This window comes from Mesorhizobium sp. M1A.F.Ca.IN.022.07.1.1 (genome assembly GCF_003997575.1).
Classification (GTDB): Bacteria; Pseudomonadota; Alphaproteobacteria; order Rhizobiales; family Rhizobiaceae; genus Mesorhizobium.
On record NZ_RZST01000200.1, the window covers coordinates 1 to 10,970 of the forward strand.

Below are 10,970 nucleotides of genomic sequence, written 5' to 3' on the forward strand. Positions count from 1 at the left end.
GTCTCGCCCATGTGCCGGAAGACCGCCACCATGTCGGGCTGGTGCTCGCCTTTGAGGAGAACGAGAACTCGATCCTCGGCTATCACGACGACGAGCGCTATCTCAAGGGACCGTTCCTGAACGTCGATGCCATCATGGCCGACGCGAAGGACAAGATCGAGAAATACGACATCCGTCCCGGCAATCCGCGGCTGAAGACCGCAAATTTCTCCGGCGGCAACCAGCAGAAGATCGTGCTGGCCAGGGAGATGGAGCAGGATCCCGGCGTGCTGATCGTCGGCCAGCCGACGCGCGGCGTCGACGTCGGCGCCATCGAATTCATCCACAAGCGGCTGATCGCCATGCGCGATCAGGGCAAGGCGGTGCTGGTCGTGTCGGTCGAGCTCGACGAGATCCGCTCGCTGTCCGACCGCATCCTGGTGATGTTCGCCGGCCGCATCGTCGGCGAACGCGGACCGGAAGCGACGGAAGGCGAGCTTGGCCTCTTGATGGCCGGTGTCGAGCACCAGGAGGCCGCCGAATGAGCACGCCTTACGCCAAGCTCCCGGCCTGGGCCGATTATGGGTTGATCCCTTTGATCAACCTGTCGGTTGCTTTCATCGTCGCGGGCTTCGTCGTCATGCTGGTCGGCGAAAATCCGTTCCGCGCCGCCGTCATCCTGGTCGAAGGCGCTTTCGGCAAGGGCACAGGCATCGCCTTCACCTTGTTCTATGCCACGACCTTCATCTTCACCGGGCTGTCGGTGGCGGTGGCGGCGCATTGCAGCCTGTTCAACATCGGCACCGAAGGCCAGGCCTATATCGGCGGCCTCGGCATCGCGCTCGTCTGCCTGAGCTTCGACAGCGTCCTGCCCTGGTGGCTGATCTTTCCGATGGCGATCGTCGCCGCGGCGGCGTTCGGCGCGCTCTGGGGTTTCATCCCGGCCTATCTGCAGGCCAAGCGCGGCTCGCACATCGTCATCACCACCATCATGTTCAACTTCATCGCCGCCTCGGTGATGGTCTATCTGCTGGTCGGTCCGCTGAAGCCGGTCGGATCGCAGGCGCCGCAGACACGCAATTTCCTGGCCGGCGCGGAATTGCCGAAGCTCAACTGGATGATCGAATTGTTCGGCGCCAAGATCCGCTCGGCGCCGCTCAACATCTGCTTCCTGCTGGCGCTGGCGATGGCGTTCCTGGTCTGGCTGCTGATCTGGCGCACCAAGCTCGGCTACGAGATGCGCACCTATGGCCATAGTCCGAAAGCGGCGCGCTATGCCGGCATTTCGGAAACCCGCATCATCCTCACCGCGATGATGATCTCGGGTGCGTTGGCCGGCATGATGGCGCTCAACCCCGTGATGGGCGACCAGCACAATGTGGCGATCGATTTCGTCTCGGGCGCCGGCTATGTCGGCATCGCGGTCGCGCTGATGGGCAGACTGCATCCGGTCGGCATCGTGCTGGCGGCGATCCTGTTCGGCATGCTCTACCAGGGCGGGGCCGAGCTTGCCTTCGAGATGCCGGCGATCAGCCGCGACATGATCGTCATCATTCAAGGGTTGGTCATCCTCTTCGCCGGCGCGCTGGAGCATATGTTCAGGCCCTATATCCAGGCGCTGTTCGCATCGGTCAGCCCGAAATCGGTCGGCATGCAGGCGGTCAAGGGGAAGGGGGCCTGAGATGGACAGTTTCAACGCGATCGTCCAGGTCCTGGATTCCACCATCCGCCTGTCGGTGCCGCTGCTGCTTGCCTGTCTTGCCGGCCTCTATTCAGAGCGGGCCGGCATCTTCGATATCGGTCTCGAAGGCAAGATGCTGGTCGGCGCCTTCGCCGGCGCTGCAGCGGCATCGGTCTTCCATTCGGCCTTTTTCGGTCTCGGCACCGCCGTCCTGATCTCGGTCGCCTTCGCCATGGTGCACGGTTTCGCCTCGATCACGCATCGCGGCAACCAGATCGTCTCCGGAGTCGCCATCAACTTCGTCGCCGCCGGTTCGACCATCATCCTCGGCCAGGCCTGGTTCGAGCAGGGCGGCCGCACGCCGGCGCTGCAGCCGGGCGAGCGCTTCGAGGCGATCGTGTGGCCGGGCGCCGAAGCCGTTCGCAACGTGCCGATCCTCGGGCCCGTTTATGCCGAGCTGATCTCCGGGCATTCGATCCTGGTCTACTTCGCCTTCGCGATGGTGCCGTTCACCTGGTGGGTGCTGTTCCGCACCCGCTTCGGTCTCAGGATGCGCGCCGTGGGCGAAAACCCGGCCGCCGTCGACACCGCCGGCATCTCGGTCGCCTGGCTGCGCTATCGGGCGCTGATCTGCACCGGTATCCTTACCGGCGTCGCCGGTGCGTATCTGTCCATGGTCCAGAATGGCGGCTTCGTAAAGGACATGACCGCAGGCAAGGGCTATATCGCGCTTGCCGCGCTGATCTTCGCCAAATGGAAGCCGGTCAACGCGATGTTCGCCTGCCTGCTGTTCGGCTTCCTCGACGCGGCATCGATCCGCTTGCAGGGCTCGCCGCTGCCGATCCTGGGCAAAGTGCCGGTGCAGTTCATGCAGGCGCTGCCCTATGTGCTCACCGTCATCCTGCTCGCCGGCTTCATCGGCAAGGCAATACCGCCGCGCGCCGGCGGCGTGCCCTATGTCAAGGAACGCTGAGGCTCGGGCCGTCTCGGCAACCGGCAATTTGAACAAGATCGTGGGAGAGAAGAAGGAAATGTCGCATGATCTGTTCGAAGCGGCCAGGACGGCGATGGCCAAGGCCTATGCGCCCTATTCCAAGTTTCCCGTAGGCGCCGCGCTGCGCACCGAGGACGGTCGCGTCTTCACCGGCGCCAACATCGAGGTGGCGTCCTATCCGGAAGGCTGGTGTGCCGAGACCACCGCGCTCGGCCACTACATCATGGGCGGCGGCGGCAAGATCACCGAGATCGCGGTGATCGCCGAGCGCATGGCCAAATGCTCGCCCTGCGGCGGCTGCCGGCAGCGGCTGGCGGAATTCTGCCGGCCGGAGACGAAACTCTATCTCTGCGACAACACCGGCGTGGTCGAGACGGTCACCATGGGCGACATGCTGCCTTACGGCTTCAGGGGCGATATCCTGAAATGAAGGAGGCGCTGGATCATCTGGTCGAGAAACTGGACGGGCTGGCCCCGACCGCGGCGCTTGTGCTGGGCTCCGGCCTTGGTGGGCTGGTCGACCAGGTGGAGGACGCAAGGCGCATCCCCTATGCCGAATTGCCGGGCTTCCCGCGCAGTGGCGTCTCCGGCCACGCCGGCGAGGTGGTGGCAGGGCGTTTCGCCGGCACGCCGGTGCTGATGCTTTCTGGGCGCGCGCACTATTACGAGCACGGCAATGCCGCCGCGATGCGCCCGGCGCTCGAGGTGCTTGCCGGCATCGGCATCTCGCATCTCATCCTCACCAACGCCGCCGGCTCGGTCGATTCCGAGATGGGACCGGGCTCGGTGATGATGATCACCGATCACATCAACTTCTCCGGCTCCAATCCGCTGATCGGCGAGCCGAGCGACCGCCGCTTCGTTGGCCTCACCGAGGCCTATGATGCCGGCTTGCGCAAGGCGATCGAGACGGCGGCGAAGGAGACCGGCACCGCGCTCCATCAGGGCGTCTACATGTGGTTTTCCGGACCATGTTTCGAGACGCCGGCCGAAATCCGCATGGCGCGCGTCATGGGCGCCAACGCGGTCGGCATGTCGACCGTGCCCGAAGTGATCCTGGCCCGCTTCCTCGGCCTCAAGGTCGCTGCCTGCTCGGTGATCACCAACCTTGCGGCAGGCATGACCGGGGCGGAACTCTCGCACCAGGAAACCAAGGACATGGCGCCGGTCGGCGGCGCGCGGCTGGCGACGATCCTGCGGCGCGTCTTCGAGGAAGGTTTGCCGGAAAGCTGATGCTCCCGCAGGAAATCATTCGGCGCAAGCGTGACGGCCACAAGCTCTCGATGCCCGAGATTGCGACCTTCATCGAGGGGATCACGGCCGGCACGCTCTCGGAGGGCCAGATCGGCGCATTTGCCATGGCGGTGTTCCTCAAAGGCATGAGTCGCGAGGAAGCAGTGGCGCTGACGCTCGCGATGCGCGATTCCGGTGACGTGCTCGACTGGTCCGATTTGCCGGGACCGGTCACTGACAAGCATTCGACGGGCGGCGTCGGCGACAATGTCTCGCTGATGCTGGCGCCGATCGTCGCGGCCTGCGGCGCTTATGTGCCGATGATCTCCGGCCGCGGGCTTGGCCATACCGGCGGCACGCTGGACAAGATGGATGCCATTCCCGGTTACGTCAGCCGGCCGGATTTGGCGCGGTTCCGCAGGACGGTGCTCGAGACGGGCTGCGCCATCATCGGCCAGACCGCCGACCTGGCGCCGGCCGATCGCCGGCTCTACGCCATCCGCGACGTGACGGGCACAGTGGAATCGGTGCCGCTGATAACGGCTTCGATCCTGTCGAAGAAGCTTGCCGCCGGGCTCGACTCGCTTGTGCTCGACGTCAAGGTCGGCAACGGCGCCTTCATGGAGAAGTCGCGCGATGCGGCCGCACTTGCGAACAGCCTGGTCGAGGTCGCCAATGGCGCCGGCCTGAACGCTTCGGCACTGGTGACCGGCATGAACGAGCCGCTGGCCTCGGCAGCCGGCAATGCGGTCGAGGTGAAGAACGCGGTAGACTTTCTCACCGGCCGCTTCCGCGACCGCCGGCTGGAGGACGTCACGCTGGCGCTTGCCGCCGAGATGCTGCAATCGGCGGGAGTTGTCTCGTCCAACCAGGACGGGATCAGGCGCGCGGCCGAGACGCTCGCCGGCGGCCGCGCGGCGGCGGTGTTCGCGCGGATGGTGACGGCGCTCGGCGGACCCGCCGACTTCGTCGAGAACCCGGAGAAATATCTGCCGAAGGCGGCAGTGGAATTGGCGGTCAAAGCGGCCGAGGACGGCTTCGTCACCGGGATCGCGACGCGCGACATCGGGCTCGCCGTCGTTGCGCTGGGCGGCGGGCGCGTCCGTCCGGACGACAAGATCGATCATTCCGTTGGCCTCACCCGACTGCTGCCGGTCGGCGCGGAGGTGCATGCGGGCGAGGCGCTGGCGCTGGTCCATGCGCGGACCGAGGCCGACGCCGAGGCTGCCGCCGTCGCGGTGCGCGCCGCCTATACGGTCGGTCACTCGAAGCCGACCGCAGAAAAGACGGTGCTCAGGCGGATACTGCCTCTGTAAAATCGCGCCTATTGAACGAGCAACAGCGCGCCGTCCTGGACTTCGTATTTCTGCAGCCGCTGCAGGAAGCTCACGCCGATCAGATTGGTTTGCAGCGCTCGATCGTCGAGCACCACCGCCTGGACGTTGTCGAGGGAAATCTTGCCGATCTGCAGACGGTCGACGGTGACCACGGCGGCCTTGATGGCGCCGTTCGCCGTGTTCACCTGTTGATTGAAATCCGACTGGTTGAGCGAGATGCCGATCCGGCGCGCCGTCGATATGTTGATCGCGACGAGCGTCGCGCCGGTGTCGATCATGCCGTCTATCTGACGGCCGTTGAACTTGAAGGCGGAAGTGAAATGGCCGCGCTGGTCGGCATTGACCAGCACCTGGCGGCCGAGCGGCATCGGCGCCGCCGGCCTGGCTGGAACCGAAGCGAGATTGACGTCCGGCTGAGCCTCAGGCGGCGCCGGCTTCGAAGCAACCGCCGATCTCAGCAGGGTTTCGACCATCTGCGGGTTCGACTGATAGATGATCGGAATCGATGCCGAGCTTCCGACAAAGACGCCAAGGAGAAGAAGCTTGCGCAGCATGGATCGACCTTCGTGAAGGTTCGATCCTTAAGCCGACATGGTGTCTTCGGCTTTAACGCGCGCCGGAACCACGGCGTTTCGTAAACGACCGGTTAAGAAAAGATCTCACTTGGTTCCGTACATGCGGTCGCCGGCGTCGCCGAGGCCAGGCATGATGTAACCCTTGTCGTTCAACTGGCGGTCGATCGAAGCGGTGAAGATCGGGACATCCGGATGCGCCTTGGTGAAGCGCTCGATGCCTTCGGGCGCCGCAAGCAGGCAAAGGAAGCGGATGTTGGTGGCGCCGCGCCCCTTCAGCTTGTCGATCGCCGCGATCGCGGAATTGGCGGTCGCAAGCATCGGATCGACCACGATCACCAGACGGTCGGCAAGGTCGCTCGGCGCCTTGAAGAAATATTCGATCGCCTCGAGCGTCTCATGGTCGCGGTAAAGGCCTATATGGGCGACGCGCGCCGCCGGCACCAGATCGAGCAGGCCTTCGAGAAGGCCATTGCCGGCCCGCAGCACGGAGGCGAAAACCAGCTTCTTGCCCTCCAGCGTCGGCGCTTCCATCTCCTCGATCGGGGTCTCGATCGTGGTGGTCGTCAGTTCGAGGTTGCGGGTCACCTCGTAGCCGAGAAGCAGGGAGATTTCGCGCAGCAGCCGCCGGAAGCCTGCCGTCGAGGTCTCCTTCTTGCGCATGATGGTCAGCTTGTGCTGGACAAGGGGGTGGTCGACGACGGTGACGCCCTGCATGGTCTTCTCCAGTGAATGGTGAGTAGTGAATAGTGAATAGTGAGCCGGTTTGCGAGTCCTGATGGGCCGATGATTGGTTGACACGCTGAAGCCGGCGGCAAACGTTCACCATTCACCATTCACCATTCACCATTCACCATTGACCATTCACCGGCCTTTGGGGTCGAGCCGGCTCATCAGCATCGCCTTGGTCTTCCGGTCGACGAAGGCCGCCTCGATGGCCGTCCTGGTGACGGCGATAAGCGCCTTGTCGTCCATCGCGAAATGCTCGGCGGCGATGTCGTATTCGCGCTTCAGCGAGGTCCAGAAATAGGGCGGGTCGTCGGAATTGAGCGTCACCTTGCAGCCGGCCGCGCGCAACGCCGGAAAAGGATGCGTGGCGAAACTATCGAACACCTTGAGCGCGATGTTGGAGCCGGGGCAGCATTCCAGCACCACGCCCTCGGCGGCTATGCGGCGAACGAGGTCCGGGTTCTCGATGGCGCGCACGCCATGGCCGATCCGCGACGGGCGGATATGGTCGAGCGCTGCCGCCACGCTTTCCCAGCCCATCAATTCTCCGGCGTGGATGGTGATGCCGAGGCCGGCCTCGCGCGCGATCTCGAACGCACGGACGTAGTCCTCGAAATCGCCGATGCGCTCGTCGCCGGCGACGCCGAAGCCGGTGACCAGCGGATGGCCGCAGCGCGCCGCAAAGCGCGCCGCCTGCTCGATCGCCTCGACGCCGACGTGGCGTACGCCGGTGACGATCATGCGCCCCTCGATGCCGGTCCTCGCCTTGGCGCGGGCCATGCCTTCGCCCAGCGCGTCCGTATAGGCCTTGGGCGAAAGCCCGGCCCTTTTCGCGTGATCCGGCGAGGTGAAGACCTCGGAATAGATGGCGCCGTCGCGGGCGAGGCTGGTGAGATAATGATCGGTTAGACGGGCGTAATCCTCCTCGGTGCGGAACAGGTCGGAAGCAAAATCATAGGCGGCGAGGAAAGACGTGAAATCGTGCCAGACGAAAGAGTCGTTCTGGATGTAGGGCGAAGGGTCCTTGCCGTATTTGCGGGCCTGGCTGACGACGAGGTCGGGCGCCGCTGCCCCTTCGATGTGGCAGTGCAATTCGGCTTTCAAGATCATGCGGCCATCCCGTGCGGTATTCTTCTGTCGTGGCGCCGATTCCGGGTGGAAAATCGTGGCAAACTCTTCCCCGACCCGTTCTGAAAGCGCGGCCGAAAACCGCGCCTTGGACAATAGCGCCCGCCCCATCGATCGGCTATGGTCCCGCCGGTTTTATGGCGGATCGAAATAATGTCAGTTGAGAGAACCACGGCCGCGGGCGGCATGGAAACCTCCTATGGTTTCAGGAAGGTTGGCGAGGGCGACAAGCAGTCGCTCGTCAATGACGTCTTTCACAAGGTGGCCAATCGATACGACCTGATGAACGATCTGATGTCGGGTGGGTTGCACCGGCTGTGGAAGGACGCGATGGTCGCGTGGCTCAACCCCCCGAAGCGGCCGGGCTGGAAGGTGCTCGACGTCGCCGGCGGCACCGGCGACATCGCCTTTCGCATCATCGAGGCAAGCCAGCGCCATGCGCATGCCACGGTGCTCGACATCAACGGCTCGATGCTCGACGTCGGCCGCGACAGGGCCGAAAAGAAAGGCCTCTCGGAAAACACCGATTTCGTCGAGGCCAATGCCGAAGCGCTGCCGTTCGAGGACGGCACGTTCGATGCGTATACGATCGCGTTCGGCATCCGCAACGTGCCGCGCATCGATGTGGCGCTGAGCGAAGCTTTTCGTGTGCTGAAGCGCGGCGGGCGCTTCCTATGCCTGGAGTTTTCCGAGGTCGACATGCCGCTGCTCGACAAGGCCTACGAGGCTTGGTCGTTCAACGCCATCCCCAAAATCGGCAGGGCGGTGACCGGCGACGACGAGCCCTATTCCTATCTGGTCGAATCGATCCGCAAGTTCCCCAACCAGCAGAACTTCGCCGCGATGATTGGTCGGGCCGGCTTCGATCGGGTTACTTTCCGCAACTATTCGGGGGGCATCGCGGCGCTCCATTCGGGCTGGAAGCTTTGAGGCAGGGCGTCCGATGACCAGCGTTGGCGCCGGCTTCCGGCTCGCCAGGGCCGGCTGGGTGCTGGTCCGCGAGGGCGTCGTCGCGGCGCTGCCCGGCGAAGAGCTTTCCGGTATGCCGAAGCTCGGCTGGCGGCTGGCGCGCGTGCTCACTCGCCGCCGCGCCCGAAGCCATCTGCGCGGCGACCGGCTGGCGCAGGCGGTGGTGCGGCTGGGGCCATCCTATGTGAAGCTCGGCCAGTTCCTCGCCACGCGGCCCGACGTCGTCGGCAACGACATGGCGGTCGACCTTGCGCTGCTGCAGGACAAGATGCACACCTTTCCGAGGGCGGAAGCGGTCGCGGCGATCGAAGCCTCGCTCGGGCGCAGGATCGAGGATCTCTACGCAACCTTCGGCGAGCCGGTCGCGGCGGCATCGATCGCCCAGGTGCACGGCGCCGAAGTCGTTCGCGACGGAAAGGCTTCACGGGTCGCGGTGAAGGTCATCCGCCCCGGCGTGCGCCATCGCTTCTTCCAGGATCTCGAGAGCTACTTCCTCGCCGCCCGCCTGCAGGAGAAGTACATCCCCTCCTCGCGGCGCCTGCGGCCGATCGAGGTGACCCAGACGCTGGCGCAGACCACCAAGGTCGAGATGGACATGCGGCTCGAAGCGGCCGCGTTTTCCGAGCTCGCTGAGAACACCAAGGATGATCCGGGCTTCCGCGTGCCGGCGGTCGATTGGGAGCGGACCGGCCGAGACGTGATCACCATGGAGTGGATCGACGGCGTCAAGATGAACGATCTGACCGGCCTTGCTGCCGCCGGTCACGACCTCAAGGCGATCGCAGCCAATCTCGTCCAGTCCTTCCTCAGGCATACGCTGCGCGACGGCTTCTTCCATGCCGACATGCATCCGGGCAACCTGTTCGTCGAACCGGACGGCACCATCGTTGCCGTCGATCTCGGCATCGCCGGCAGACTCGGCAAGAAGGAGCGGCGTTTTCTGGCCGAGATCCTCTACGGCTTCATCGTGCGCGACTACCGGCGCGTCGCCGAGGTGCATTTCGAGGCCGGCTATGTGCCGCGTCAGCACAATGTCTCGGCCTTCGCGCAGGCGATCCGCGCCATCGGCGAGCCGATCCACGGCCAGTCGGCCGACACGATCTCGATGGCCAAGCTTCTGACGCTGCTGTTCGAGGTCACCGACCTCTTCGACATGGCGACGCGGACCGAGCTGGTGCTTTTGCAAAAGACCATGGTGGTGGTCGAAGGCGTGGCCCGCACGCTCGATCCGGCGTTCAACATGTGGAAGACTTCGGAGCCGGTGGTCAGTGACTGGATCGCGGGCAATCTCGGCCCGCGCGGCGTGCTCTCGGACGCGCGGGACGCCGGCAAGGCCTTGATCTCGCTGGCGAGGCAGGCGCCGGACATTGCGGTTCGCACCGAGCGGCTGTCGCGTGAGATCGACCTGATGGCCGAGCATGGCTTGCGCTTCGACGAGGCGACCGCGCGCGCGATCGGCAAGGCGGAGGCGCGCCACACCCGCTCCGGCCGGGTGGCGCTGTGGACCATTGCGCTGACGCTGATTTACATCGCGTGGCGGATTTTCTGACCGCCCGCCGCCTTGCTGCGTTTTGATTGCATTGCTATCATTGCCGGCGCTAGTTTGAGGCGGGTGCAATCAGATGGCCAGCATCACGATCCGCAACCTTGACGATGGAGTTAAGGACCTGCTGCGCCAATTGGCTGCCGAAAATGGCTGCTCGATGGAGGAGCAGGCCCGGGCGATGATCAGGGCGGCGGTTGAGGGCCGGGCAGGGCAGGCCGACCGCATCGACCAGATCGAGAAGACGCTGCGTGCGCTGACCGGCCCCGGCCAGCAAGCACCGCCTATCGCCGACATGCCCGGCAGGCCATCAGTTCGCGGAACGCTCTCCGGCAAACGCGTCCTTCTCGTCATCGGCGGCGGCATCGCCGCCTATAAATCGCTCGACCTGATCCGGCGCCTGCGCGAGCGCGGCGCTTCTGTCCGGGTGGTAATGACATCAGCTGCGCAGGAATTCGTCACCACGCTGTCCGTCGGCGCGCTTTCGGCCGACCATGTTTTCACCGAACTCTTCGACCGCAATGACGAGCACGATGTCGGCCACATAAGGCTGTCGCGCGAGGCAGATCTGCTGGTCGTGGCGCCGGCCACCGCCGACCTGATGGCGAAGCTCGCCAACGGCCATGCCAATGATCTTGCCTCGACGGTGCTGCTTGCGACCGACAAGAAAGTGCTGATGGCGCCGGCGATGAATCCGAAGATGTGGTCGCATCCGGCGACGCGGCGCAACCGGGCGACCCTGCAGAAGGATGGCATCGCCTTTGTCGGGCCGGCCAAGGGCGAGATGGCGGAAAGCAACGAGGCG

At 64.8% G+C, this 10,970-nt stretch carries 11 protein-coding genes and 1 pseudogene; 9 read left to right on the top strand and 3 right to left on the bottom strand.

Features of this window, described 5'->3' with window-relative positions; translation table 11 throughout:
- The 6 genes and pseudogenes from EOA75_RS20825 to deoA form a co-directional block, all read left to right on the top strand.
- Nucleotides 1–524, top strand: a pseudogene (locus tag EOA75_RS20825) (heme ABC transporter ATP-binding protein); the annotation flags it as partial.
- Nucleotides 521–1,660, top strand: a complete 1,140-nt coding sequence (locus EOA75_RS20830; RefSeq protein WP_095781077.1) for an ABC transporter permease — start codon at nt 521–523, stop codon at nt 1,658–1,660. The pseudogene EOA75_RS20825 and the gene EOA75_RS20830, both read left to right, overlap by 4 nt.
- A 1-nt stretch (nt 1,661) precedes the next feature.
- Nucleotides 1,662–2,633 (top strand): ABC transporter permease, encoded by a 972-nt coding sequence (locus EOA75_RS20835; protein WP_067325751.1) that lies wholly within the window; start codon nt 1,662–1,664, stop codon nt 2,631–2,633.
- Between the two features lie 58 nt (nt 2,634–2,691).
- Nucleotides 2,692–3,084 carry a cytidine deaminase gene (gene cdd, locus EOA75_RS20840; RefSeq protein ID WP_067325754.1) on the top strand — a complete coding sequence of 131 codons (393 nt, stop codon included), beginning with the start codon at nt 2,692–2,694 and terminating at the stop codon, nt 3,082–3,084.
- Nucleotides 3,081–3,887: a purine-nucleoside phosphorylase gene (locus EOA75_RS20845; protein ID WP_095778797.1), complete on the top strand. Its 807-nt coding sequence runs from the start codon at nt 3,081–3,083 to the stop codon at nt 3,885–3,887. Before cdd ends, EOA75_RS20845 begins: the two co-directional genes overlap by 4 nt.
- Entirely contained in the window at nt 3,887–5,203 is a 1,317-nt protein-coding gene (gene deoA / locus EOA75_RS20850; protein ID WP_127325047.1) for a thymidine phosphorylase, read from the top strand. The genes EOA75_RS20845 and deoA overlap by 1 nt, the downstream gene beginning before the upstream one ends.
- An 8-nt stretch (nt 5,204–5,211) precedes the next feature.
- Here the strand turns inward: deoA and EOA75_RS20855 are convergent, their stop codons facing one another.
- The 3 genes from EOA75_RS20855 to EOA75_RS20865 form a co-directional block, all read right to left on the bottom strand.
- On the bottom strand, nt 5,212–5,778 hold the full coding sequence (locus EOA75_RS20855) for a TIGR02281 family clan AA aspartic protease (protein ID WP_127325048.1): 567 nt from the start codon (nt 5,776–5,778) through the stop codon (nt 5,212–5,214).
- Nucleotides 5,779–5,883: 105 nt separating this feature from the next.
- Nucleotides 5,884–6,513 carry a uracil phosphoribosyltransferase gene (gene upp, locus EOA75_RS20860; RefSeq protein WP_067002624.1) on the bottom strand — a complete coding sequence of 210 codons (630 nt, stop codon included), beginning with the start codon at nt 6,511–6,513 and terminating at the stop codon, nt 5,884–5,886.
- Between the two features lie 147 nt (nt 6,514–6,660).
- Nucleotides 6,661–7,635, bottom strand: coding sequence for an adenosine deaminase (locus tag EOA75_RS20865; RefSeq protein WP_127325049.1), 975 nt, complete (start codon nt 7,633–7,635; stop codon nt 6,661–6,663).
- A gap of 171 nt (nt 7,636–7,806) precedes the next feature.
- Here EOA75_RS20865 and ubiE point away from each other — a divergent pair, with 171 nt between their 5' ends.
- From ubiE to EOA75_RS20880, 3 genes are all read left to right on the top strand, one after another.
- Nucleotides 7,807–8,583: a bifunctional demethylmenaquinone methyltransferase/2-methoxy-6-polyprenyl-1,4-benzoquinol methylase UbiE gene (gene ubiE, locus EOA75_RS20870; RefSeq protein ID WP_127325050.1), complete on the top strand. Its 777-nt coding sequence runs from the start codon at nt 7,807–7,809 to the stop codon at nt 8,581–8,583.
- 13 nt (nt 8,584–8,596) lie between these two features.
- Entirely contained in the window at nt 8,597–10,171 is a 1,575-nt protein-coding gene (ubiB, locus tag EOA75_RS20875) for a 2-polyprenylphenol 6-hydroxylase (RefSeq protein WP_095781082.1), read from the top strand.
- A 73-nt stretch (nt 10,172–10,244) separates the two neighbouring features.
- A partial coding sequence (locus EOA75_RS20880; RefSeq protein ID WP_281058541.1) for a flavoprotein occupies nt 10,245–10,970 on the top strand: 726 nt, incomplete at its 3' end.

Coding starts and splice junctions, on each gene's coding strand:
- EOA75_RS20830 (WP_095781077.1), top strand. CDS start 521: ATGAGCACGCCTTACGCCAAGCTCCCGGCCTGGGCCGATTATGGGTTG.
- EOA75_RS20835 (WP_067325751.1), top strand. CDS start 1,662: ATGGACAGTTTCAACGCGATCGTCCAGGTCCTGGATTCCACCATCCGC.
- cdd (WP_067325754.1), top strand. CDS start 2,692: ATGTCGCATGATCTGTTCGAAGCGGCCAGGACGGCGATGGCCAAGGCC.
- EOA75_RS20845 (WP_095778797.1), top strand. CDS start 3,081: ATGAAGGAGGCGCTGGATCATCTGGTCGAGAAACTGGACGGGCTGGCC.
- deoA (WP_127325047.1), top strand. CDS start 3,887: ATGCTCCCGCAGGAAATCATTCGGCGCAAGCGTGACGGCCACAAGCTC.
- EOA75_RS20855 (WP_127325048.1), bottom strand. CDS start 5,778: ATGCTGCGCAAGCTTCTTCTCCTTGGCGTCTTTGTCGGAAGCTCGGCA.
- upp (WP_067002624.1), bottom strand. CDS start 6,513: ATGCAGGGCGTCACCGTCGTCGACCACCCCCTTGTCCAGCACAAGCTG.
- EOA75_RS20865 (WP_127325049.1), bottom strand. CDS start 7,635: ATGATCTTGAAAGCCGAATTGCACTGCCACATCGAAGGGGCAGCGGCG.
- ubiE (WP_127325050.1), top strand. CDS start 7,807: ATGTCAGTTGAGAGAACCACGGCCGCGGGCGGCATGGAAACCTCCTAT.
- ubiB (WP_095781082.1), top strand. CDS start 8,597: ATGACCAGCGTTGGCGCCGGCTTCCGGCTCGCCAGGGCCGGCTGGGTG.